The 25,382-nt window shown below is 41.4% G+C and carries 24 protein-coding genes; 12 read left to right on the forward strand and 12 right to left on the reverse strand.

Going from position 1 to position 25,382, the window contains the following annotated elements; translation table 11 throughout:
• Positions 1-347: 347 nt before the first annotated feature.
• The 5 genes from O9324_RS11340 to O9324_RS11360 form a co-directional block, all read right to left on the reverse strand.
• Positions 348-500 (reverse strand): hypothetical protein, encoded by a 153-nt coding sequence (locus O9324_RS11340; protein ID WP_223210391.1) that lies wholly within the window; start codon positions 498-500, stop codon positions 348-350.
• Positions 501-726: 226 nt separating this feature from the next.
• Positions 727-1,104 (reverse strand): hypothetical protein, encoded by a 378-nt coding sequence (locus O9324_RS11345; RefSeq protein ID WP_002789225.1) that lies wholly within the window; start codon positions 1,102-1,104, stop codon positions 727-729.
• Positions 1,101-1,373 (reverse strand): hypothetical protein, encoded by a 273-nt coding sequence (locus O9324_RS11350; protein ID WP_288140233.1) that lies wholly within the window; start codon positions 1,371-1,373, stop codon positions 1,101-1,103. Before O9324_RS11350 ends, O9324_RS11345 begins: the two co-directional genes overlap by 4 nt.
• Positions 1,374-1,613: 240 nt before the next feature.
• Complete coding sequence (locus tag O9324_RS11355; protein ID WP_288140234.1) at positions 1,614-3,749, reverse strand: dynamin family protein; 2,136 nt, start codon at positions 3,747-3,749, stop codon at positions 1,614-1,616.
• Positions 3,750-4,181: 432 nt separating this feature from the next.
• Complete coding sequence (locus tag O9324_RS11360) at positions 4,182-4,409, reverse strand: DUF433 domain-containing protein (RefSeq protein ID WP_288140235.1); 228 nt, start codon at positions 4,407-4,409, stop codon at positions 4,182-4,184.
• Positions 4,410-4,613: 204 nt separating this feature from the next.
• Here O9324_RS11360 and O9324_RS11365 point away from each other — a divergent pair, with 204 nt between their 5' ends.
• The 6 genes from O9324_RS11365 (at position 4,614) to O9324_RS11390 (ending at position 11,147) form a co-directional block, all read left to right on the forward strand.
• On the forward strand, positions 4,614-6,347 hold the full coding sequence (locus O9324_RS11365; RefSeq protein WP_288140236.1) for a peptide ABC transporter substrate-binding protein: 1,734 nt from the start codon (positions 4,614-4,616) through the stop codon (positions 6,345-6,347).
• A complete protein-coding gene (locus tag O9324_RS11370; protein ID WP_002799050.1) occupies positions 6,348-7,304 on the forward strand; it encodes an ABC transporter permease in 957 nt (318 codons plus the stop codon).
• Positions 7,305-7,306: 2 nt separating this feature from the next.
• A complete protein-coding gene (locus tag O9324_RS11375) occupies positions 7,307-7,669 on the forward strand; it encodes a VOC family protein (protein WP_287731052.1) in 363 nt (120 codons plus the stop codon).
• Between the two features lie 18 nt (positions 7,670-7,687).
• Positions 7,688-8,416 (forward strand): cytochrome c biogenesis protein CcdA, encoded by a 729-nt coding sequence (locus O9324_RS11380; RefSeq protein ID WP_002736734.1) that lies wholly within the window; start codon positions 7,688-7,690, stop codon positions 8,414-8,416.
• Between the two features lie 427 nt (positions 8,417-8,843).
• Positions 8,844-10,187 carry a cytochrome c biogenesis protein gene (locus O9324_RS11385; RefSeq protein ID WP_288140237.1) on the forward strand — a complete coding sequence of 448 codons (1,344 nt, stop codon included), beginning with the start codon at positions 8,844-8,846 and terminating at the stop codon, positions 10,185-10,187.
• Between the two features lie 102 nt (positions 10,188-10,289).
• On the forward strand, positions 10,290-11,147 hold the full coding sequence (locus tag O9324_RS11390; protein WP_287972982.1) for a DNA-formamidopyrimidine glycosylase: 858 nt from the start codon (positions 10,290-10,292) through the stop codon (positions 11,145-11,147).
• On the opposite strand, the gene O9324_RS11395 is transcribed toward O9324_RS11390, so the two are convergent.
• Positions 11,148-11,978 (reverse strand): tetratricopeptide repeat protein, encoded by an 831-nt coding sequence (locus O9324_RS11395; RefSeq protein ID WP_190722620.1) that lies wholly within the window; start codon positions 11,976-11,978, stop codon positions 11,148-11,150.
• A gap of 274 nt (positions 11,979-12,252) precedes the next feature.
• Here O9324_RS11395 and patR point away from each other — a divergent pair, with 274 nt between their 5' ends.
• The gene (gene patR / locus O9324_RS11400; RefSeq protein ID WP_061430211.1) at positions 12,253-13,101 is read left to right on the forward strand and encodes a heterocyst master regulator PatR; all 849 of its coding nucleotides are present in this window, start codon (positions 12,253-12,255) and stop codon (positions 13,099-13,101) included.
• 37 nt (positions 13,102-13,138) lie between these two features.
• On the opposite strand, the gene O9324_RS11405 is transcribed toward patR, so the two are convergent.
• Positions 13,139-13,642 (reverse strand): hypothetical protein, encoded by a 504-nt coding sequence (locus O9324_RS11405; RefSeq protein WP_287731047.1) that lies wholly within the window; start codon positions 13,640-13,642, stop codon positions 13,139-13,141.
• 38 nt (positions 13,643-13,680) lie between these two features.
• On the opposite strand from O9324_RS11405, the gene O9324_RS11410 reads away from it, so the two are divergent.
• Complete coding sequence (locus O9324_RS11410) at positions 13,681-14,604, forward strand: lysylphosphatidylglycerol synthase domain-containing protein (protein WP_287731046.1); 924 nt, start codon at positions 13,681-13,683, stop codon at positions 14,602-14,604.
• A gap of 65 nt (positions 14,605-14,669) precedes the next feature.
• Here O9324_RS11410 and O9324_RS11415 read toward each other — a convergent pair whose 3' ends face one another.
• A complete protein-coding gene (locus O9324_RS11415) occupies positions 14,670-14,906 on the reverse strand; it encodes a hypothetical protein (RefSeq protein WP_287731045.1) in 237 nt (78 codons plus the stop codon).
• Between the two features lie 117 nt (positions 14,907-15,023).
• Positions 15,024-15,380 (reverse strand): hypothetical protein, encoded by a 357-nt coding sequence (locus O9324_RS11420; RefSeq protein ID WP_190722616.1) that lies wholly within the window; start codon positions 15,378-15,380, stop codon positions 15,024-15,026.
• Positions 15,381-15,494: 114 nt separating this feature from the next.
• Between O9324_RS11420 and O9324_RS11425 the strand changes: the two genes are divergently transcribed.
• A complete protein-coding gene (locus tag O9324_RS11425; RefSeq protein ID WP_288140238.1) occupies positions 15,495-18,821 on the forward strand; it encodes an AAA-like domain-containing protein in 3,327 nt (1,108 codons plus the stop codon).
• Positions 18,822-19,015: 194 nt separating this feature from the next.
• On the opposite strand, the gene O9324_RS11430 is transcribed toward O9324_RS11425, so the two are convergent.
• A complete protein-coding gene (locus tag O9324_RS11430; protein ID WP_288140239.1) occupies positions 19,016-19,930 on the reverse strand; it encodes a Ycf66 family protein in 915 nt (304 codons plus the stop codon).
• A gap of 198 nt (positions 19,931-20,128) precedes the next feature.
• Between O9324_RS11430 and O9324_RS11435 the strand changes: the two genes are divergently transcribed.
• The 3 genes from O9324_RS11435 (at position 20,129) to O9324_RS11445 (ending at position 23,284) form a co-directional block, all read left to right on the forward strand.
• Complete coding sequence (locus tag O9324_RS11435; protein ID WP_223211809.1) at positions 20,129-20,284, forward strand: WD40 repeat domain-containing protein; 156 nt, start codon at positions 20,129-20,131, stop codon at positions 20,282-20,284.
• Between the two features lie 150 nt (positions 20,285-20,434).
• Positions 20,435-21,418 carry a DNA polymerase III subunit delta gene (gene holA, locus O9324_RS11440; protein ID WP_288140240.1) on the forward strand — a complete coding sequence of 328 codons (984 nt, stop codon included), beginning with the start codon at positions 20,435-20,437 and terminating at the stop codon, positions 21,416-21,418.
• Positions 21,419-21,619: 201 nt separating this feature from the next.
• Positions 21,620-23,284 (forward strand): CHAT domain-containing protein, encoded by a 1,665-nt coding sequence (locus O9324_RS11445; RefSeq protein ID WP_288140241.1) that lies wholly within the window; start codon positions 21,620-21,622, stop codon positions 23,282-23,284.
• A 193-nt stretch (positions 23,285-23,477) separates the two neighbouring features.
• Here the strand turns inward: O9324_RS11445 and corA are convergent, their stop codons facing one another.
• Both corA and O9324_RS11455 read right to left on the reverse strand, forming a co-directional pair.
• Entirely contained in the window at positions 23,478-24,635 is a 1,158-nt protein-coding gene (gene corA / locus O9324_RS11450; RefSeq protein WP_004268014.1) for a magnesium/cobalt transporter CorA, read from the reverse strand.
• Between the two features lie 114 nt (positions 24,636-24,749).
• Positions 24,750-25,382 (reverse strand): RNA-guided endonuclease InsQ/TnpB family protein (locus tag O9324_RS11455; protein ID WP_288140242.1); only part of this gene is annotated, 633 nt, incomplete at its 5' end.

Raw genomic sequence — 25,382 nt, forward strand, 5'->3', positions numbered from 1 at the left:
ATTACAAGTGTATTGACCTTGAGTTCCCTTGCCTAGTTTGGTATCGATGTGATACTAAACGTCGGGACATATAAACAGTTATAAGGTTGGTCAGGGTTGACCTGTTAGATTCAGTCAGGGGACTGAAGACCTTACTAGGCGGTTATTTCAGGTATTTCAACCTTATTTCATGCCTAAACGTTTCGCACCTTTAGCTTCATTGTACCTGAAGCACCAACAATAAACTCAATTGGGACACCATCAACCTCTGAAGATAGACCAACACCAGCTTTCTGAGACATTGTAATCTCTATTTCATCAACACCATTTTCTTTTCCTGCTCGAATAATGTCAATCGCTACTTTTCTTTATTCTGCAATCTCTTTTTCGTTAGTACCTGATGCAAGAAGGGAAATACCGTCCAAAACAAGTGCTACAAGCAAACTATTCTGCGCCAAGAAGGTAAGCGCTTTAAGCCGTTTTTCTGGCGTTGTGATGTCAAACTCGTTGGATTCACTCATACTCATTGGCTGGGTTCTATATAGCTAAGTAGTCGTGCAAAATTAATTTCCTAGTGAAGATAGGCAAGAGGCAAGGGGCAAGAGGCAAGAGCGGGGTTAGATATGTGTAATTAATTTTGCTTAGGTACTTATCGATTAACGAAGTGTTGGAATACAAACACAGATTCAAGCATCTAACAGATAAGCCTGATGTACAGACCTAACCCAGAGCGGCATAACGTTCTAGTTAGACGACACTTACTTTGCGGATTTCTACGCTGCCTTCTTCAAATACTTGAACTGTGAGTTGATAGCCTTCCATTAATGACATTCCAACTAGAGGTTCGGAATCAGCTTCATCAATTGGTATGGTTAAATAATCTCCGTCCCAAATTACGACGGCTTCATAAACATTAAAAACGCATTCGCTACCATCACCAAGAATAGCGCGTCCTCGTCTTTTCCATTTCAGGTTTAGCTGATCGATTAGGTCTGGTGGCAATGAAAGCCAACCATTAAAACCTGTATCAACGATCGCATCTTGCGCGTAAATATTTCCTTCAGAGTCACATATCGAAAGTGAAATAATCGCCTCAAAATCCGCGTTAACGATTCCTGCGATCATACTAATCTCTTTGTACGTCCACCAAATCGGCGAACATAGCGAGAACCGACTCGAACAATCCAGATTTGAGCATCTGGGTGACGGGCTTCGAGTCTATTGCAAGCAAGTATTTCACGCGCATCAATTTCAAAGTCGCCAGTTTCAAGGTCAATTGCTACAATTTTGCCCTGATTACCCAATTCGACTTGTGGACGTATTTGAGTTTGATAAATCAGATCGCCACGTTGGGCAAATTCTTCTTTGCTATAGCGGGGTTGATGGATTGTCATTGGCTTGACCCTGTGGCAACTTTTGCCCTCTATTTTAACCTAAACATCGGGAATCTTCGCTAACATTCCCCAACTGGTCCCACAAGAGCGGCATTGCACTTAAACCCACAGCTTTAATCAATGGGCATGGTGCGTTCCCCAAAATTGATCGCTGGATCAGTGGGACTTGCATTAGGGAACGCACCCTACAAGATCAGCGATCGCTCTGCAACACGGTCGTTAGATCTCGTCCGCACTCTTCTAACTTCCAGCATTCAACATCAACGCATTTTGCATATCAGTTCGAGTATTCGCAACAGAAGCGTAGAATTCATCAATTTGAGCATTGACTTCTTGACATCTCTGTATCAATGAATCTAGATCTTCCAGACGCTTGTTCTTATTCAGATATTCTCCTTCTTTTAGTCGTTGTTCTAATGAGTCAATTGAGTTAGATAAAGCATCAATTTCATTATCAATTATCTCAACTAGAAAGCCAACCCGACTATTGATAAACTCATCAGCCTGAACACGGTATTCACGCACAATCTTCTGAGCGTACTCAGGAAACTCTGTCATCATCATTTCGCGTCGCTCATCACGTTGTTTGACTAATTTATAGCGCCCATATGCACCACCAATTAGAGCTGTAGCAAGAATCCCCAAGCCAACAGGAGTAGAACCCACACCTAGAAGCGCAACAACCTGAGGCAGGGAAGTAGCAGCACCAACCCCTGCCATTACAGTCCAAGTTCCCCAGGTTTTGTACATAAGGTCTATAGTATCCTTAAATGTCTTTGTTTTCATATCCTCGTACTTCGATGCAAGGCGTTCCTCAACCTTTGCAGCAGTGATATCAACTTCTTCTTTAGAATTTTCTTCTACAGCTTTTTGCTGCGCAGTTAAGGCTTCTTCTAGTAAATGGTTCACAATCTCATTAGTTTGTCTGTAGAAAGATTCCCAAGAACTTACCCACCTTGGAATAAGAGACTTAGAACTGCGACTCATCCACTCCCTGACCAAGATGACTTTCTCAGTCTCAATTTGATGAATCTCTTTTTCTTTCAGAACATCACTCATCTTTATCTTCTCATTCAGCTTTTCTTTCAGAAAAGCAACTAAATCGTCAGGATCGCTGCCTGCAAAAGCTCGCCTTATTGCTACTTGACCAAGTTCTCTCAACTCTTTCTCAACCATAGTCTTCTTATCAATTAGTATTCTACGTTGAGCCTTGTAGCCGATAATTGCATTTTTGGCTTCCGTTACTGGTGTGGATTCGGACAAGTACCTCTGCTGCATATCGTGAGATAGTCTTAAAAGAAGCTTTTGTGCTTCAGATGCAAGTTCAGCAAGGTGCATTGGACCACTAGTATTTTGGAGATAGTCATCAAATCTTCCTCGAAGAATAGCCATTCCACTCTCAACTATGAACCTCTGAGAATTCTCATGAGACTGAGCGGAAAGAGCTATCCCTTTTGCTTCAAGTGCTGGTGATACAGGAATAAAACCCTCTCCTATAAATGTACTATCTGCCCGACCCTCTACTAGAAAGTTTTGCTCAAGAAATTCGTTGTTTGCATCACGAACTTCTTCCCACTGAATCTTTCCACTACCAGCATCAATATCCCATGCTCTATCTATTTGAGTTAAGACAAAAAATACAGGCTTTCCAGTAAGCTTGTGATGGGTATAAACATCTCTTAAAAGTTCTAAATCTTTTTCGTCAAGCGGTTTGATTGCACCAGCCACATAAGTAATGCAATCTGCCTGTTGAACAAAATTTCGGATTACCCCTTCATAATTAGCACCAATAGCTCCAAAGCCAGGTAAATCGTATAGTCTTGCTTTCATGATTGCCGAACTAATACCAATCCTTGCCGTCCGAACCGTTCGCGTCCTATCTTTGTTTGTGAGACGTTGCGACACTACATTGGGCAAATCTGTAACGTATGCCTGAATTATTGCAATTGCTGGATTTTTCTGCTCCCAAATATCTGAACCTTCAAACAAAACAGCAAATTCATCTGCTCTTCCAGAAACAACAGGCTCTACAGCTACAGGGCAATTACTAGTATGACGGGGAGAAGTAGGAAGCAGTGGTGCAAATTGATCTCGACCATCGCGTTCATACCAATCAACTTTTTGATTTAATCCGCTAATTAGAAAGCTCTTTCCTGAAGAAAATGCTCCAAAAAAAGCTATGCTCAAAAGCTCTGATTTTGCCCTATCTTGAAGCAATCTAAAGTTTTTATCACCATATCCATTCCTAGAAATTAGACTTTCTTCACCAACTTCTTTAAGCAATTTTTCAAAGTTTTTTGTAATCATTTCTATTGAGTTCATTACGCAGTCATAGGAGCTACGTAATGCAACAAACTGCAAAATCTTTTCTTCCACAAACAGATCTCCTCTAACAATAAGAATTTGCTTAAGGTCAAAAGGTACACAATTAAGTTTATCCGAACCAGAGAATCAGCGATCTAATCTTGAAAACCAGTATAGACCAGTATAGCGCCCTAAAGCAAGCCCTGTAACCCTTGAACTCGGTAATCTAACATCCGAAATGGAATTTCCTCCTTATCCTTGCTCTTGAGGTTTAGGGGTTACTTTCAGAATGGGGGTCGCGATCGCATCCTGCTTGTCAGTTGGCAGACTTTTTCATCGTGCGATCGCTTGCTCAAGTCGCTTGGTCAGATGCAGCACATAAGATATAGCAATTTTGTAGGGTGCGTTAGGCGGTGATAAGCTTGGAATGAAAAATCAAAATTAGTAATCCGCCGTAACGCACCAGTTAAGTATTATCAAAGTTCTCATCAACCAGAAGCTTAATCATGCTTTACGCGCAAGAAAGCGATCTCGCAATCCCTGGGGGTCAAATCTCCCTTGGTTGATTACCCGAATCTCCTGTGCTTGCTGTTGTCGCTGTTGCAAGTAGGATTCTACTTCCGATTGGTGCTTGAGGTAAAAAGCGATCGTGGCGTAAACGTCAGCTAGATTTAGTGATGGGTAACGATTAACGATTTCCGCTGCTGTCGCACCCTGATGAAATAAGGTCATAAGCATTTTCGTCGCCGTCCCTAGAATTTTATTGTCTAGTACAAGCCCGCTATTATAGCACGATCGATTTAACTTGACTAGGAATGGATAAAGGCAAATAATCAATTAATTGATCGAGATCAAGACTCAATGTCTGATAACTTGTTATTGGTGGGGTAGGGAATCACCTAAGTCACCCTGTTGAACTATTGATTGTCATTAAAAATGTTTAAGCGATCGCTTTTCTTGCCCCTGTTAATTTTATCCCTTAGTTGTACGCTGCTTTTTAGTGCTTGTCATCAACAAACAGCTAATAATCCTCCGGCAACGACCAATAATAATTCAGAAACTTTAAAACTTTTATATTGGCAAGCGCCGACGATTTTAAATCCCCATCTCTCCACGGGATTTAAAGACTCAGAAGCGAGTCGCATTACCTTAGAACCTTTGGCTAGTTTTAATGAAAAAGGGGAATTAGTTCCTTTTTTAGCAGCAGAAATTCCTACTATTGAAAATGGGGGAGTTGCCCGGGATGGTAAATCGGTGACATGGAAGCTAAAAAAAGATATTAAATGGTCGGATGGTACTCCTTTTACTGCCAAAGATGTCATCGCTACCTATAATTTTATTACCAATCCGAAAACTGGTTCTACTAGCGCCGGCAATTATGAAATAGTTAAAAGTGTAGAAGCGATCGATCCCCATACGGTTAAAATAACTTTTAAGCAAGTTAATCCCGCTTGGTCATTAGTTTTTGTGGGAACAGAAGGGATGATTTTACCTGCTCATCTCTATGAAAAGTATAGCAATGAAACGGCACGCCAGGCCCCCGCTAATTTATTACCGGTGGGAACTGGACCCTATAAAGTGGTAGAATTTAAACCGGGAGATACGGCAGTTTATGAACCAAATTCTTTCTTTCGAGAAGCGGATAAATTAGGTTTTCAAAGAATAGAATTAAAAGGAGGAGGTGATGCAACTTCTGCGGCACGAGCGGTTTTACAGACACAGGAGGCGGATTATGCCTATAATTTGCAAGTAGAGGCCAAGGTTTTAAGTGATTTAGAAAAAGCGGGTCAAGGTCAGTTAATATCTAGTTTCGGTTCTTTGATTGAACGAGTTTTATTTAATCTGAGTGATCCTAATCAAGCTACTCCTGAAGGTGAAAGGTCTAGTATTAAGTTTCCCCATCCTTTTTTGAGTGATGTGAAAGTAAGAGAAGCTTTATCTTTAGCCGTTGACAGAGATACTATTGCCACGCAACTTTATGGTATTACTGGGAAAACAACTCCTAATTTTATTGTGATGCCATCGGAATATAATTCTCCCAATACTAGCTATGAATTTAATCTAGAAAAGGCTAAGAAATTACTAGATGATGCGGGATGGAAAGATAGTAATGGTGATGGTACTAGGGATAAAAATGGGGTAGAAATGAAATTAGTTTTTCAAACCACTGTCAATCCTCTTCGTCAGAAAACCCAAGAAATTATCAAACAAAGTTTACAAGCGATCGGGGTAGGAGTAGAATTAAAAACTATTGATGCCAGTATTTTCTTTTCTAGCGATCCTGCTAACGATGACACGGTAGAAAAGTTTTATGCTGACCTACAAATGTACACTACAGGTAATAATAGTCCCGATCCAAAAGCCTATTTTAAAACCTTTACTTGTAGCGAAATTCCCCAAAAAGCTGATGGTTGGGCCGGGGATAATTATGCTCGTTATTGCAATCCTGAATACGATAAATTATGGCAAGCTTTTAGTCAAGAATTAAACCCAGAAAAACGGAGAGAAATAGCAATTAAAATGAATGATATGTTAATTAATGATTTTGTCATTATTCCCCTAGTTCATCGTGCCGATGTGGTGGCAATTAGCAATAGTTTGTCGGGGTTTGAATTAACTCCCTGGGATAGAAATACTTGGAACATCAAGGACTGGAAGCGTAGTAAATAAATGCTCAAATATTTTCTGAGAAGATTATTATTTTCGATTCCCACTCTTTTAGCTATTAGTATGGTGGTTTTTGGCATTTTGGCCCTAGCGCCGGGGGATCCGATGGGAGAATTTGCCGCTAATCCCGCTATTACGGAAGCGGTGCGAGAAAATATTCGCAAAAGTCTCGGATTAGATCAACCCCTTCCGGTGCGTTATGTCAAGTGGTTGTTAGCATTTCTTCAAGGAGATATGGGCTATTCTTTCACCAGTCGCAGCCCGGTTTTTACCCTCATTTGGCAGCGTTTACCCACAACTCTCTGGATTGTCGGTATTGCCTATATTTTCGGGGTTTTAATTGCTTTTCCTTTAGGCGTAATTTCAGCAGTCAAGCGCTATTCTTGGTTAGACAAAATCATCTCTACCTTTTCGCTACTTGGCTTTTCTTTACCCACCTTTGTGACGGGATTATTATTAATTATTATCTTTAGTGTGCAGTTAAACTGGCTACCATCTTTTTATAACAGTACCCTAGAAATTAGCGATTTTAATAGTTTGATCGAGCAGGTTAAACAGTCAATTATGCCCGTAACTGTATTAAGCTTATATCAAGGGGCGATGTTGATGCGTTTTGTGCGTTCTTCCGTAACTGAAGAAATTCACCAAGAGTACGTTAAAACTGCCTTAGCCAAGGGACTAACTAATTTTTCTGTCCTAACTAAGCATATAGTGCGTAATGCTTTAATCCCCGTTGTCACCCTGATTGCTCTCGATATTCCCTCAATTTTTACCGGTGCTTTAGTTACAGAACAAGTGTTTCGTGTACCGGGTATCGGTGCTTTATTAATTGATTCTATTTCCCGCAGTGATACCCCTGTAGTGATGGCGATTACCTTTATCTATGGGATTTTAATTGTTATCTTTAACTTAATTGCCGATTTAACCTATAGTTGGCTCGATCCGCGAGTCAGATATTAACTATGAACATTACAGAATCCTTACACACGGCGATTTTAGTCACCGATCTAGAAAAAGCCGTTAACTTTTACGAAAATGTTCTAGGATTGGCTAGAATCGATCGCCCTTTGCAATACGATGGGGTTTGGTATCAAGTGGGAGATTATCAAATTCATTTAATTGTCGATACCAATTACCAAAACTACCGTCCCAATCCCGAAAAATGGGGACGCAATCCTCATATTGCCTTCGCTATTGATGACGTGGCAACCATGGTTAACTATCTAGAAAGTCAAGGTTATACAATTCAAATGAGTGCCTCAGGCAGAAAGGCATTATTTGTCAGTGATCCCGATGGTAATATCCTAGAAATGAGCCAAATTTAGCCTGAAAAATTCCCCGATATGTTAGACCAATTACAGACTCAACTCTATCACCTTGAACAATACGCCGATCGCTTAGTGACTTCCCAACTAACTCACCTTAGTTTTGTCAGTATTGCCGTGATTTTTCTAGCCGGTTTACTCACCAGTCTTACCCCCTGTATGCTGTCGATGTTGCCGATTACCGTCGCTTATATCGGGGGTTACGAAAATCAAGGTCGTTTAGCGGCTTTTTGGCAGTCCACATGGTTTTCTCTGGGATTAGCCACCACCTTAGCGGGATTGGGACTAATTGCCGCTACTTTAGGAAAAGTCTATGGACAGGTGGGGATCGGTTTACCAATTATCGTCAGTGCGATCGCTATTTTGATGGGGTTAAACCTCTTGGAATTATTACCCCTGCGCTTCCCTTCCCTTGGCGCTACCGATTGGATTACCGGCGATTTTCCCCCGATTTTGCGGTCCTATCTTCTCGGTTTAACATTTGGTTTAATCGCTTCTCCTTGCAGTACACCTGTTCTGGCAACTCTATTGGCATGGGTGGCAAATACGGGGGATTTAAGCTTAGGAGGGGGATTATTGTTATCCTACACTGCTGGCTATGTTTTACCCTTAATTATCGTCGGTTCTTTTACTGCCTCGCTGAAAAGCTTTCTTTCCCTGCGTCAATGGTCCGGGTGGATTAATCCTGTCAGTGGGGTTTTATTAATCGGTTTTGGAGTTTTTTCTTTATTATCCCGTCTGCTGTGATGGTGGAGAGTTACAATGGATAATTGGCTAAAATGGCCCAACTTTTAACTATAGAACCTCTTGCATAATTAATTTTTGAGGGTTTAAAAACTGCTCATTTTTGTAAATCTGCTGAGTTGGGATTTTTAAAGGTAAACTATCTTCTAAAATTGATCATTACTTCCGATTTTATCACTCAATCCAAGCTTTTGGGGGGTAGAACCCCCCAAACCCCCCGCGCATTAGCTTTTCGGTGGGATGCCTACAGACAGCTGCTGATATATCTGTGATAATTTAAGAATCACTGATAATTGCTGGTTGTCGATGTTTCTGCAAATGTGAGATACAGCCTAATTGATTATTATTCATTCTTAATTCTCCTGACTACTGACTACTGGCTACTAACTCCTAACCCTAACAACAATTTTTGATCTTTACAAGAGGTCCTATGACTATATCGGAAACTTCCTCAAATTTTAAAAATACACCGCTCCGATGGGGACGTAAATTTATCCAGACTATTGCCGATCTGCGATTAGCAATTATCCTTTTACTTTTAATCGCTATTTTTAGCATTTCTGGGACAGTAATCGAACAGGGTCAATCTCTATCTTTCTACCAAGCTAATTATCCTGAGAAACCCGCTTTATTTGGGTTTCTGACTTGGAAAGTTTTATTACTAATGGGATTAAATCATGTTTATAGCACTTGGTGGTATCTATCATTATTAATTCTCTTTGGTTCCAGTTTAACCGCTTGCACCTTCCGACGACAATTTCCCGCTTTAAAGGCCGCCAGAAACTGGCAATTTTATCAACAATCTCGCCAATTTCAAAAACTAGCTTTAAGTGCCGAATTAGAAACCGGTTCCCTAGAATCCCTCACCCCTTTGTTAGAAAAAAAAGGCTACAAAGTTTTTCTAGAAAATAACAGTCTTTATGCTCGTAAAGGTCTGATTGGTAAAATCGGTCCGATTATCGTTCATGCAGCCATGTTAATTATTTTAGCAGGAGCGATCTGGGGAGCGTTAACCGGGTTTTTCGCTCAAGAAATGGTAGCTAGTGGCGATAGTTTTCAGGTTAAAAATATTATTGAAGCTGGACCCTTATCTAAAAATTCTCTCCCTAAGGATTGGGGGATTAAAGTTAATCGTTTTTGGATTGATTATAGTCCTAAAGGTGATATAGAACAATTTTATTCTGATTTGTCGGTGATCGATAATCAAGGACAGGAGATCGATCGCAAAACTATTCAAGTTAATCAACCTTTGCACCATAAAGGGGTGACTTTTTATCAAACCAGTTGGGGGATTGCTGGGGTAAAAGTACAGGTGAATAATAGTCCGATCCTACAGCTACCGATGGCTAGTTTAGACACGAAAGGTAATGGACAAATCTGGGGAACTTGGATTCCGACTAAAACCGATCTTAGTGAGGGAGTTTCTCTTTTAGCCAGAGATTTACAAGGTACGTTAGTTGTCTATGATGCTAAGGGAGATTTAACCTCTGCTGTACGAGAAGGAATGACGATTCCTATCAATGGAGTTAATCTAAAAATAGTCGAATTAGTGGGCAGTACAGGTTTACAAATTAAGGCAGATCCGGGAGTGCCTATTGTCTATTTAGGTTTTGGTTTATTGATGATGGGAGTGGTAATGAGTTACTTTTCCCATTCCCAAATTTGGGCTTTACAATCGGGTGATCGCTTTTATATTGGTGGTAAAACTAATCGCGCTCAAGTCAGTTTTGAACGGGAAATAATTGATACCATTGAAAGGCTAAAGTTAAAGTAGAATTGACCTTAATCTGGTGTTCTGTTTATCTATCTATTGCCTATTGCCTCTTTTGTCTTTTGCCTACCCTAACCAAGAACTTAATTTTGTTCAATTACTTATATGCCAGAATTGCCAGAAGTAGAAACGGTGCGTCGCGGGTTAAATCAAGTTACCCAGGGCAAAAAAATTATCGGTGGGGAAGTATTATTACAGCGTACCCTAGCCTACCCTAATTGCGAGGCAACTTTTCTGCAAGGAATTGCTCAGACCACGATTACCAATTGGCAGCGCCGAGGCAAATATCTCCTCGCCAATTTAGATAATGGTAGCAGTATCGGGGTTCATCTGCGTATGACCGGACAATTGCTCTGGGTAAAAGATACCACTCCCCTGCCGATTCATACGCGCTTACGCTTCTTTTTTGCCAATCAGCAAGAATTGCGCTTTGTCGATACCCGCACTTTCGGGAAAATTTGGTGGATTGCCGCCGATAAAACCCCAGAAACTGTGATTACCGGTCTCAAAAAACTGGGACTGGAACCCTTTGATCGCAATTTTACCCCCGATTACCTCTATAGTCACTGTCAAAAAAGTCGTCGTCCGATTAAAACTTTTCTCCTCGATCAAAATGTAGTCGCAGGAATTGGCAATATCTACGCAGATGAAGTTCTTTTTAAAAGTGGCATCCATCCCCAAACTGCCGCTAATCTCTTGAAAATTGAGCAAATAGACTTATTGACAAAAAACATTATTTCTGTATTGGAAACAGCGATCGCTGAAGGCGGAACCAGTTTTAGCGATTTTCTCCACGTTACGGGAGTTAATGGCAATTATGGGGCGATGGCCTGGGTTTACGGTCGTAATGGCGAAAATTGTCGCCTTTGCGGTGCAACTATTGCCAGAATTAAATTAAGTGGGCGCTCGGCTCATTTTTGTCCCCAGTGTCAAGTCTCAAGGGGAGAAGGGAGAAAAAGCTGATCACTGATTAGGGGCTGTGGCTTCAATTTTGTTATTTTCGTCGGCTAGGGTCTGAATCTCCTGTCTATAGGCAAAAGGAGCGCGACTGAGAGCATCTTGAAAGAGGGGTTGAGCCTCTTGATTTTTGCCCTGTTCTTTCAGTACGATCGCCGCTGCCAAAATCGGTCGGAAATCGTTAACATCCATCTGTTGAGCTTGTTTATAGGCGTTTAAAGCTTCCGGATAATTTTGCTGCTCGAAATAGATTTTGCCTAAAAGTAACTGAACGGAAACGATATCGATTAAACTAGCAGGATTATTGGGATCGGCAGCAGCTTTTAAAGCGCGATCGAGCGTGTCTTTGACCAGACTAATCGCCTCGATCGGGCGGTTTTGGCTAAGAAATAAATTAGTTAATCCGGTCAAGGCCCGCAGCTCTTGGGGATGGGAGGCTAAAAGAGCGCGATAACTGGCTGTGGCTCCTGCATAGTCCTCTATTTGCTGTTTCGCTTCCGCCAAAAGTAGCAGATAATCGGATTGTTGGGGGTTAAGTTGCGCTAATTTTTCTAAAGGTTCGATCGCTTGCCTTAAATCGCCCTGCTGTAAGCGAGTATCTAATAATCCCCGCAAAGCCGTCTGATTATCGGGTTCGCGCTCTAAAACCATCTGATAACCCAGTGCTTGACTGGCTAATTCCTCTTGTTTGACTGCGGACAGATGACTCTGTCCCGAGGAGTGCTGACTTTTGAGAATAGAAGTCAATAGCGGCATAATCGAGAAAGACAGCAAAGCAAATAACATCAGGACGAGACCGATGGACAGCCAACGACGGTGAGAGAGAGAGGCTTTCATAGACTGGGGTGCGAGAGGACAGACAAGAAAATGTTATGGAAATCTGGAGATTTGATGAGGGGATCGATCGAATTGGCCGCTCTTTATTAAGTACAATGGGCAAACGGTCAAGACTCAAAAGGGTTTTGACTGGGTTGACAGTCAAAAGATCATGGTTCTTAATATATTAGATGCCAGTAGAGTCGCCCTAGAGGGTTATTGTAACCCCCCAGATCGCGCTTTTGACTTGCTTGATTACTAATTTACTATGTGTCTCCGCCGCTAGGAGTGTGATATGAATCGTCCTGGGAATCGGTTTACCGAATCACCGAAAACCCCCCCGACCCCTGAAGTGGAAATTCAGGAAGTCCCCCTTGAATCCCCCCATACCGAGGCTGATTTAGCCGTAGAGTCAGCCACCCCCGAAGAAGTCAAACGTCAACAACCGATCCCCCCTCCCAGTCATCTGCGGCAGTATCGGGCGATCGGTCTCGTCTATGGCCATTATCAGCGATCGGAGGAACAATTAACTAAAGGCAATATTTTAACTGCCGATGGTACTCTGATCGATTCTGTGATTCTCGGTCGGGTGATCAGTTTGGTTAAAAATCATCTCGATCTGGAAAAACCCCATCTTTGGGTGGTTTATCCGCGCACCCGTCAGGAAAATGATGCCCTTCATGTTCAGATTGTCGGTGTTTGGGAACCAGAAACCCTGAAAAAGGAGGATGATCAGGAGATAGAGCCTCTCCTCGCTTCTACCCCGGGTTATTTCTCGATTCGAGGCGAAGTCATCTTTACCGAACGGGAAAATCAAGCGGTAGTGGTCAAAATCCGACAAATGCCCAAAACTGAAGCGGACAAACCCAAGTTTTTTAAACTAAAATTGCGCGGTACTTTATCTGGTAAACCGATCAGTCGTTTTTGGGATTTTCAGGTACAACTTAAAGGAGATGCCTTAACCATTTTGGAAGGTTTAGACCTCGGTTTTGCCAGCAAGAAAAAACCGATGGGTAAGGGAGGTTTTAAAAAGCCTTTTGATAAAAATCGTCATCTTTCGGGGGAAGGAGAAAAACGACCTTTTACCCCCGGACAATCCCCTATCCCTCGGCCTTCCCGACCAAAACCCGTATCGGAAAACTAATTTTTTTCTAAGGATGGGTGAGAAACCCATCCCTAGTCTAGGATTTGGTTTTGGGAGCTATTTGATACTTAGTATTGGGAATATAAGCGCGAATGTTATAACTATAATCTGTTCCCAAAATCTCGGCGATAAAAACCGCTAACTGAGTGCCTAAAATCGCTTCATCGGCAGAACTAAAAGATTTATAATCTTCTATTAACCATTCTTGACCACCATTAACTAAAGTACATCTAAATGTACCAAGAGATTCGGCGATTTCTGTATGTTCTGTATAGTTTCTCGTTCTTACTTCCCCCCTACTATCTGCCCTCAAACATAATTGATTAAGTTCTGCATAAAATTTGGCAGGAATTTTGTCTAAATCACCCCCTTTAGTCACCCAATGCACAAAAAGATGAAAAGACCAAGGAAGATTGAGGTAGAGTAGATAAGATAAACCCAGAATAATTGTTAAATATAAGGAGGAAGTCAGGAATTTATCATATTTCCTTTTTCGGGATCGATTTAAACGTTTAGCTAAATCTAACTTTGATCTTTTCATAAATTTTAATGAGTCAAAAGTAATTCGTAAAAAGTAAGATGTATAAAAAAATCCTGCGTTTTGCTCCGATTATCCTGTCCTTGAGTTTATTTATTCTAGCGGTCTGGGCAATTAGTCAAGAATTTAAACACTACACTTTTGCCCAACTCTTGGCTAGTTTGGATCATATTACCACAAGTCGTAAGCTAGAAGCTATTTTTTGGATGGCTTTGGGTTATTTGTCGATGACGGGTTATGATCGCCTAGGTTTTTATTATATCAATCATCCCTTAGCTTTAGGCACTATTATCCGCACTGCTTTTATCAGTTATGCTCTTGGTAATACCATTGGTTTGACCTTATTTTCTGGGACAGCAATCCGTTATCGTTTCTATACTACTGCGGGGGTGGGGGTGGTGGATATTGCCAAAGTTATTACTTTTACCCATTTAAGCTTTTGGTTAGGAATGTTAGGGATTGGTGGTTTAAGTTTCCTCCTCGATCCCCAACGGATTCCTCAACTTTTAAAATTACCTTTTTTAACTACTAAACCTTTAGGAATAATTTTTTTATTGCTGGTTACGGGATATTTTTTCTTGACTCTCACCTATAAAAAACCAATAAGAATCGGCCAAGAAAATATCTATTTACCCTCTTGGACTCTTTCCCTGGCTTTGATTTTGGTTACTTTTATCGATTGGATATTAGCCGCTAGAGTTCTCTATCTTCTTCTCCCAGACAACTATAATACTTCGTTTTTAGGATTTTTCGGTCTCTACGTATTTGCCATGACGGCAGGGGTATTAAGCAATGTGCCGGGGGGAATAGGTGTTTTTGAGTTTATCATGCTGAGATTACGCCCCGAATATGTATCTAATGCCGAGCTTTTAGGCTCTTTAATCGCCTATCGAGCTATTTATTATTTCCTGCCTTTAATTGTCGCTTTTGTCTGGTTGTTGGGTTACGAGGCGCGCAGAAAATAAGGTCTTCAAATTAGCTTAAACGGACAAAAAAAGTCCCCATGCAGTCATAGCTGGGGAGCATCAATCTAGTAGGCTAAAGTTTCTAAAGTTTCCCGTAGATAGGAACAAATGCGAGCATCAGCATCGTCTCTATTTTTACCTGATTCTAGTTGTTCTTGCTGCCAACGCCGAAAACCGGAACTAGCGGCGATGGCTTGTTTTAAATGCTCCCAAGTGTGATGATCTTTGTGAAGTGGGGTGTCAGAAAATGTGATAGAGTTGCCCATCTTTACCTCTGGTGGTAGGGTTGCACCTTTTAACATAACTTAAAAATCGCTGAAAATTCTGATAACTGGGACACAATTAGGCAGAAAAAGGTGTTGCCTAGCGGGAAAGCTGCGGGGATGCCAACACCTTTTTTGAGGAAATATAGCAGATTTTTAGGAGATTTTGCTGGTTTCTGCCGCTTCTTCCGCCTCCACTGCCGCGTTTAAAGCGACGGAGGGAATGGGGATAGGAAATACCGACGGCAGCTTAGCGGCGGCATCTTCAGGAGGCTGCCCGGAGTGAAAACGACGGTAACTTAAAACACCGGCTACGGTGATTGCTCCTGTAGCGGCGGCAACCCCTAAAATAAGTTTGTTAGCATCCACAGGGAAGGTGGTATTGCTGCCAAAAATGCCTTTAGCTTTAGCGAAAGCACAAGCGGAGGCACTGCCAGCATCAAGAGTACCTAAAACAATACCACTGACGAGGGTGGCACTAACGGCGATGGAGGTGAAAAAAGTTTTCTTCATAATTGCTTTGGGGATAGGTTGTCAATAGCGATTATCCTTGCATTATAGATATATAAATCACAATTGTCTATTTTATTTCCGTTGGTGACATTGAAATAATTTTGTTTAAGGATAATGAATTATCAATATCGTGTCGGGGGTAGTCTTGCCTATAACCATCCTACCTATATCGAGAGAAATGCCGACCGAGAACTGTTAACGGCGTTGAAAAATGGTCAATTTTGCTACGTTTTTAACTGTCGTCAGATGGGCAAATCCAGTTTAAGGGTACGAGTGACTCATATTTTACAGCAATTGGGCATGGATTGCGCGGCGGTAGATATAACCAGTATTGGTAGTAATGATAATTTATCCCAATGGTATAACGGGGTGATTACCCGTTTGTTTTTAGGATTTAATCTGACGGGAAAAATTAATCTTAAATCCTGGTTGCGCGAGCGAGAGGATTTACCTCCTGTGCAGCGTTTGGGACAATTTATTGAGGAAGTTTTATTAGTTTATTGTCGGGGAGAGAAAATATATATTTTTATCGACGAGATCGATAAAATTCTCAGTTTACAGTTTTCTCTAGATGACTTTTTTTCCCTGATTCGTTATTGTTATAACCAAAGAGCGGAAAATTCCCAGTATGAAAGAATTACTTTTGCTTTATTCGGTGTGGCTACCCCGGCAGATTTAATTCGAGAAAAGACGCAAACATCTTTTAATATCGGCCAGGCGATCGAATTAACAGGATTTAATCTGGCAGAAATTGCTCCTTTAGCCGCAGGATTATCTAGTCAAAGTAATTATCAACCCGACTGCTTAGAAAAAGTTATTTTTTGGACGGGAGGACAGCCATTTTTAACCCAGAAAATCTGTCAGCTATTGCGGGAAAATAATTTAGATATTGAGACGCTGATCAAAGAGAGAATTATTAATCATTGGGAATCTCAAGATGAACCAGTGCATCTGCGAACTATTGCCGATCGCTTGTTAAGAAATCAAGACAAAGCGGGTCGTTTGTTAGGTATCTATCAACAAATTTTAGAAAAGGGAGCAATCCTGTGCGATGATAGTCTGGAACAAGGGGAATTAAGGTTATCGGGATTAGTGGTAAAAAAGGATAATCAGTTAGTAGTTTATAATCCTATTTATCGAGAAATATTTAACCTTAGTTGGGTGGAAAAACAATTAGAGCAATTGCGTCCCTACTCAGAGGCGATCGCCGCTTGGCAACAGTCTAATTATAGCGATGAATCGCGGCTTTTACGCGGAAAAGCGTTAAATAACGCCCTCGATTGGTCTCAGGGTAAAAGCTTAAGTAATCTTGATTATCAGTTTTTAACTGCTAGTCAAAATCTCGACAAAAGAGAGGCAGAAATTAGCCTAGAAACTCAGAGACAAGCTAATAAAATTCTAGCAATTGCTCACCAAAAAGCCACCAAGAGGATTAAAATTGGCTCGTTAATTTTAATTGCTTCTCTTTTGGGTTCTCTCTTAGCTTTTATTCAGGTAAAACAAGCGTGGCAGCAAGTAGAAACCGCTCAATTAGGTATTCAATTACAGCGCAAGGGTGATAGTGATTGGCAACAATTTCAATTTGAACAATTAGAATCTTTAATTGCGGCCATGCAAGCAGTAAATAGTTTAAAAAATATCGTTACTGATGGGCAACCCTTGAGTAAATATCCCGCTACCAGTCCAATTATTACCCTGCAACAAATTTTAGATCGTATTCAAGAAAAAAACCAACTGCAAGGACACCGGGGAACTATTTATAGTGTTAGTATTAGTCCTGATCGTCAAAAAATAGCTACTGCTTCTCAGGATGGAACGGTAAAAATTTGGAATCAAAAAGGTGAGAATATTCAAACTTTGACCGGTCATCAGGGAGCAGTTTATAGTGTTAGTTTTAGTCCCGATGGTCAAAAAATTGCCACCGCTTCCGAAGATAAAACCGCCAAAATTTGGAACTTACAAGGACAAAATTTAGTCACCTATCCTGACCATCAAGAATCAGTTTATAGTGTTAGTTTTAGTCCCGACGGTAAAAAAATTGTGACTACTTCCAGGGATAAAACCGCTAGATTATGGAATTTATCAGGTGAAACTTTACAGGTATTTAAGGGACATAAAAGATCGATAGATGCAGCTAGTTTTAGTCCCGATGGTCAAAAAATTGCCACCGCTTCCCGGGATGGTACGATTAAAATATGGGATTTATCAGGTAAAATTATCTTGAGTTTAGGTCAAGAAAATATTGAGGCTTTTTATAGTGTGAATTTTAGTCCTGATGGTCAAAAAATTGCTGGAGCAGCGGCCGATAAAACTGCTAAAATCTGGGATTTACAGGGAAATTTAAGAGCTACTTTCCGGGGACATCAAGATTTTGTCAACAGTGTTAATTTTAGTCCTGATGGCCAGTTTATAATTACCGCATCTAGTGACGGTAGTGCTAAAATTTGGGGACTGCAAGGGGAAGAAATAACTACTCTCAGAGGACATCAAGAATCAGTTTTTGCTGCTGTATTTAGTCAAGATGGAAAAGAGGTGGTAACTGGATCGAGTGATGAAACGGCTAAAATTTGGCAGCTGAACAATTTAAATCAAGCTAGGGCCGATAATACCAGTGTTAGCATTAATTCCCAGGGCAATATTATCGCTATTGCTAATAAAGATGGTCAGATTACTTTACTGGATTCACAAGGTAAGAAAATTAGAGAATTTGCCACAAAAATGCGTTCAATCTATAGTATAGCTTTTCATCCCGATGGTAATCAGATAGCGATTACAGGAAGAAATGGAAAAGTCCAAATCTGGAGCAAAAAAGGAACAATGCTCCAAGAATTTACCGCTAGTCAAGTACCGATTTATAGTCTTGCTTTTAATGGAGAGGGAACAGCAATAATCACGGGAACAAGCGAGGGAAAAATTCAATACTGGCATTTAAGTAATCATTTACCTCAATTGATTAATTCTTGGACGGCTGATGATAGTATTATCTATGATTTGGTTTTTTCTCCCGATCATCAAAAAATTGCTACTGCTACTCGTGGAAAGATTAAAATTTGGGATTTGCAGGGTAATCTTTTAAAGGAGATTAAAACCGATTCTTTTCCCGTTTATGGAGTTAGTTTTAGTCCCGATGGTGAAAAAATCGCTACTATTTCAAGGGATGGTACAGCTAGACGCTGGGACATTGACGGAAATTTGCGCTCCGAGTTTAAAATAGAAGAGGATATTGTCTATGGGATCACTTTTAGTCCTGATGGTCAAGAAATTGTGATTATTTCTAGGGATGGTCAAAAGCATCGATGGCCCTTAGAAACGGAATATAATTATTTACAGAAATTGCTCGATCGAGGTTGTCTTTGGTTAGAAGATTATCTCAGGACTCGTCCCGAAAAACGAGAAGCTCTATCCCTGTGTACTGAGAAAATAAAACCATTCACCTTTTAAACTTGGTTTGACTGGGTGGGGGGTGAAGGTTAAATTAATTAGTTAATTTCTTGTGTAATTAAGTAGCTGGTTATAATTAAATTAAAGATGGATTTTGCGTTCGATCCCCCCTTAGTCCCCCCTTAATAAGGGGGGCATCTGAAAGTTTTTATACCTACTTATTGCCTAACCCACCCGCTAAATAATCTTAATTTTTAATCCGATGGGGGAGGATTTTCTGCGCCTTGCGATCGAGTTTCTGGGGGAGTATCTTCTCCGACAGTTTTTTCTGGGGGCAAATTTTCCTCTGGGGGGGGATTTTCTTCCCTTTTTGAGCGAGTTTCTGGGGAAGTATCTTTTTCGATATTTTCTTCTGGAGACAAGTCTTCCTCGGTAACTTCAATAATCACCGTTTCGCTAACAGCAATAGTTTCGACTTCAACAGTTGTGACAGGTTCAGTCGGGGGAATTTCTGGGGAATTTTCGGAAGGGTTGATCTCTTCTGTTGCCAAATCAAAATCATCGAAATCATCGAAATCATCGAAAGTTTCCCCATCATCAATAATTTCTTCAGCTTTTTCCCCAATTTCTGTCACTGATTCTGTAATAGTTTCCCCGATAGCTGCCGCTGTTTCGACAACGGGGGCAACCGTTTCTTGAGCTTTTTCCCCAATTTCTGTCACTGATTCTGTAATAGTTTCCCCGATAGCTGCGGCTTTTTCGACAACGGGGGCAACCGTTTCCTTAACCGTTTCTTTGACTTTTGCTGCTACTTTCTCAGGTTTAGCTTTAGTTTTAGGGGATTGGGAGGGAGTAACTTTCCCCAGACGATTGCCTAACCAACCGACAATAGTAAATAATTTAACCGGTTTGTCGGGATAAAAAAGTGCTTGTCTGAGTTTGAGAGTTTGCCAAGCGAAAGCAATAAATAATATGGCCGCGGCAGCTTGTCCGAGGAGGATAGCGCCTGTAATCCTCCCCGCGCACAACCAGAGGACAAGGGCATAGAATAATCCTACCGCACTCCAGAGAAAATCATCTTGACGGTGGCGATCGGGGGCGATAAAAGCGGTGGTGAGGAGGTAGAGACTACTTAATCCCACCACGACCGCTAGGATATAGGGCAACATTTGCGATTCTCCTTTGACATTTCCTTTTTTATTGTGCGTTATTTGGGGTCGATCGAGTCTATTTTTTGATTAATTTGGGAAATTATCGAGTCAGATCGTCTTTACCTGTGTTTATGAATAGCCATAGTTAATATTAGGAAATTCTGGGTTTATCCTCTGCTGCTTGTGCTGATCAGATTAAACAAGCTTTCGGATCAAATGATTAAGTTTTGGTCTTTAACAAGCAAAGTAAAATTAGCAACCCTTGATCAACCCACAGACAAACTGTTATCTTTAGTAATTAGTGCCGATGGTAAATATTTAATTATTGGTAGTGCTGACAAAACTGTAAAAATCTGGCAGAATGGACAATAGAACGTAGGTTGGGTTGAAGCATGAAACCCAACGCCCGCATAGTTTACACTACCGCTAACCCATCCTACAAATAATTGTGCCTCCCTACTTAGTGCTGACAAAACTGTAAAAATTTGGCAAAATGGGCAATAGTAACACCTCAAGAAACTTATGCCGACAATATTTTATTGGGGAGAAGATGAATTTGCTATTAACCAAGCGGTGAAAAATCTGCAAGCAAAACTTCTCGATCCCCATTGGATACAGTTTAATTATGATAAAATTAATGGTGATCGCAATGAGGCAATTATCGAGGCCCTCAATCAAGCGATGACTCCAGTTTTCGGCATGGGAAATCGTTTAGTTTGGTTAGCCGATACGGTTATTTGTCAACAATGTTCCGAGGATATTTTCCAGGAATTACAGCGCACTTTGCCCAATTTACCCGAAAATTCCTATCTGTTATTAACCAGTGCCAAAAAACCCGACTCCCGCTTAAAATCGAGCAAGTTTATCCAAAATCAGGCAGAGGTTAAAGAATTTGAACTAATTCCGCCTTGGAAAGTTGAGGAAATTGCCCAAAGAGTTAGGGAAATTGCCAAAGAAGTGGGGGTAAAATTAACCCACGATGCGATCGAACTCTTAGCTGAATCAGTGGGAAATAACAGCCGCTTGCTGTGGATGGAGTTAGAAAAACTGCGTTTATTTAAAAATAATTCGGCGGTAACTATTGACAAAAAGGACATTTTAAGCTTAGTCAATGCCAGCAATCAAAGCAGCCTACAGTTAGCCAGTGCTATTTTAAAACGGGAGACAGGCAAGGCCCTCGAATTAGTCAATGAATTATTAAATCGTAACGAGAACCCCTTGGCTATCACCGCCACCCTAGGGGGTCAATTTCGCACTTGGGCAATAGTAAAATTAAAAATTGAAGAAGGAGAAAAAGACGAGAAAAATATCGCCGCTGCCGCCGAAATTGCCAATCCCAAGCGACTATATTTCATTCGCAAAGAGATACAATCCTTTTCTTCTAAGCAACTTCTGGCCACCTTGCCCATACTTCTCGAATTAGAATATCGTCTCAAACGGGGTGCAGAACCTTTGGCAACTTTGCAAACAAAAATTATCGAACTTTGTTGTTTATTGGTGAGTTAAGTAGGGAGGCACAATTATTTGTAGGATGGGTTAGCGGTAGCGTAAACTATGCGGGCGTTGGGTTTCATGCTTCAACCCAACCTACGTTCATCTTGGCAAACAAAAATTATCGAACTTTGTTGTTTATTGGTGACTTAATACTCTTCCTTGCTGTTCAGAAATCCTCTAGAATAAGATTCTATAGACTTCTCAAGAACCACAATGACCGATGATGCCATCCCTAGTCTAAATTTAGCCATCGCTAGTTTAGCCACGAGTAATAATTTCGCCCGTTGGGTGACGAAAGCACCCCTACCGGGGGGATATGTGCATCATGACTGTGAATGGACCGAGAGTCTAACCACGGAATGGATGGCATGGCAGGAAATGTTCTGTCTGCAAAAAATGCCGAGCTTGCCGATGTTAGAGCAATTAGAAGCAAATTATCGACCTAAACTGACTCTTTCGGGAGAAGGCGGCAGTTATGGCGGTCGATTAATGCAGAAACTAGGTATTAGTCTCTGGCAATGGTTATTTCAAGCATCAATTAGTCAAAGTTTCGCCCAAAGTCAGGGAATCGCCCTCGGCAAAAATCAGCCCCTGCGAATTCGCTTGGAATGTCGCAATCCCTATTTAATTCTGCTGCCCTGGGAAATTATGCAGCAAGCAGGTAAACAGGCTATATCTCTGCATCCGAATATACTCTTTAGCCGCACCACCAGCGATGTGGAACCACTACCACCGATAAAATCGAGTAATAGTCTCAATATTCTCTTAGTTATCGGCGAAAAACAGATTAAAACCGCCGCTAGTTCCCGCAATCTCACCGCCATTAATACCGGTGGAGAAACTAATTCCGACCAGGCACTGGAATCCGAGGCCGCCAATCTCATCCGGGCCATCTCCCCCGGGGGCAGTAGTTCCCCCCCTCAGATTTCCTATTTGGGAGTGAAAGTCAAAGTCGATACCCTAATTCGACCGGGGGCGAAAGAACTAACCCGGGCCTTGGATACGGGTAAATATCAAGCTTTTTTCTACGCTGGTCACGGAATGGCCGCCCCCAATGGCGGTTCCCTATTTCTGCGGCCAGGGGAACAGCTAAACGGGACGGAGTTAGCCCAAGCTTTGGTGAGAAATCAGGTCATTTTAACCGTTTTTAATGCCTGTTGGGGTGCTTATCCCGCTAAATCAGGTCAGGAGATGATCCCCCGCAGCAGTCTGGCGGAAGTCTTGATTCACCACGGCGTTCCCGCAGTTTTGGCCATGCGAGATGCGATCGCTGATCGAGAGGCCTTGAGTTTTATCGAAGTTTTTACCCGCACCCTCTTCGGGTTCAAAGACAAAGAAGCGCAGATGTCCAAGTTGTTTCCCGGTCCGAGAGTCCCTATTGATCAGGCCGTTCGCATCGCCAGGCAGCAGTTATTAACCCTCTACAAGTACAATCAACCCGCTTGGACTTTGCCGATCCTCTATATGCACCCGGAATTCGACGGGCAATTGCTGCAAACCTTTGATGAGACTCAATCACCGACGGTTATGCCCAATGTCTCCGGAACCATGCCCGCCGCTTTCTTATACTATCTCGATCGTCCCGAAAGAAAATGGTCAATCCGTGGTGGTGGCATGAATATAGGACGGGACATGGAAAATGATCTACAGATTACTGAAAAATGGGTTAGTAAAAACCATTGTCGGATCATTTGCCGTAAAAAACCCGATGATTCAGACTATCAATACTTTCTCGAAGATTTCTCCCGTTTTGGTACTTTTATCTACCAAGATGGCCACTGGAAACAGGTACATAACCAAGAAGTTCCCCTAGAGTCCGGTTTACAGATTCGCTTCGGCAGTTACCAAGGCCAAATCCTCGCATTTGTGGTCGAATAATTAGGGTTGGCTGAAAAAGTTTGTCGTCGGGTGTGGGGAAGTGGGGAAGTGGGGAAGTGGGGTGTGGGGTGGTCACTGCGTGCGCGTTGCGGGGGGAAGTGGGGAAATTGAACTAAAACCCTAAAACCCCAAAACCCCAAAACCTGCCTCCTGTCTCCTGTCTCGGAGTCTCGGAGTCTCCTGCCTTCGTTAACTAACTTTTTGCTTCCTCTTTAAGGGAATAAATTGGTTTAAACCAACCTTTGCGCCAGAAGTAGAAAATCAAGCCTCCCGCTACGGCTAACATGACTAACCAGACCATGAAATAACTCCATTCTCCTTTTAATTCTGGCATATTCTCGAAGTTCATGCCATAGACACCAACGATAAAAGTTAAGGGAATAAAAATCGTCGAAATTACGGTTAAAAACTTCATAATTTCGTTTAATTTATTGCCCATAGTGGACATATAAACATCCATCAAACTCGCCGCTAATTCTCGATAAGCTTCGATAATTTCCAGAATTTGAATGACGTGGTCGTAGGAATCCCGAAAATAAATTTGTACTTCATCGCTGACTATACCATGATGGTCACGCATGAGCAGATGTAGGACATTTCGCATCGGCCAAATTAAGCGACGCAGTGCCAATAATTCCCGACGGACATCATAGATTTCCTGCATTGTATCTCGATCGGGATTACTAATAATCGCATCTTCCAACGCTTCAATCCGATCTTCGTAGTGTTCTACCACGGGAAAATAACCATCGATAATCGTATCTAATAATAAATAGGTTAAATAATCCGCCCCCGATTTCCGTACTCGTCCCTGGGAAGTGCGAATTCGATCTCTGACTATCTCAAAACAGTCCTGTAATTCCTCCTCTTGAAAACTTAAAAGATAGCGTTTTCCCAAGACAAAACTCACCTGTTCCGTATCAAAACCGCTTTCATCTTCTTTCAGTCGCACCATCTGAGAAATCACTAACAATTGATTGTTATAGTCCTCTAACTTCGGTCGCTGCGGCACATTAACCACATCTTCTAATAACAAAGGATGCAGATTAAAAATTTCTCCCACCTGTTTTAAAACCGTCTCACTACCTAACCCTTGAATATCCATCCAAGACACGGTATTTGTGCCAATATAGGGGGCGCAAGCATTGGGGGTAATATCCACCTTGCGAACGGCGTTATCTTCATCGTAGTCGATTAAAATAATCCGCGAGGGTTTGGCATCTGGTTCAATAATTAATGTCCCTGGTTCACTACCCGGTTCATCATAAAAATAATCGAAGTAGTCTTCTTCCTCGTCTCCATCGGTATCGGGACGATTGTTGACGAATATATCGGGTTGTAGTTGGGTCATAAGCTTACAACAATCTGGCTAATTTGGGCAATAAGAAAACAGAAAAGTTAAAAAATTTAATTTGCCTAAAGTTACTATCTATCGCCATGAGATTACATTGACATACTCCCACCGTCAAGCTACGCTGTGACGGGGGATTCTTTCCACATCGCTGTTAGAAATTCCTTGTTCAACGAGACAACTTAGATTCTCAATGTCTCCACTGAAAACCCAGAGGTCGGACTCTCCCAAGGCGTTTGGGTCGGTTTCTGTTTGCCCAACAGTACCGTTGAGATAATTTCCCAAGTATTGTAACCCTTTTTTAAGAATGTTGATTGCTGCATTATGATCCCTATCTAAGACTGTTTGACAATTAGGACATTGATGAGTTCTAGTGCTTAAGGATTTTTGAACTCTCGTCCCACAAACTGAACAATCTTGAGTCGTGAAATGTGGTGGTACAGCAACACAAACAATCCGATAAATCTTGGCAAAATAATTCAACCATTCAGTGAATTGATACCAAGAAGCATCACTAATCGACTTGGCAAGTTTACGGTTTTTGACTAAGTTTCTTACCTTTAAAGCTTCATAGACTACCAAATCATTAGACTGGACTAACGCCAAAGCGTCTTTAATTGCTTTGTCTTTACGTTGTCTTGACACTTTAAGATGAAGCCTAGCTACTTTTATCCGTTGCTTGTGATAGTTTTTAGACTGTTTCTTTCCTTGACGAAACTTTTTGGATAATCGTCGTTGTGCTTTTTT

Origin of the sequence: Microcystis sp. LE19-84.1B, from assembly GCF_027531875.1 — a bacterium.
Classification (GTDB): Bacteria; Cyanobacteriota; Cyanobacteriia; order Cyanobacteriales; family Microcystaceae; genus Microcystis; species Microcystis panniformis.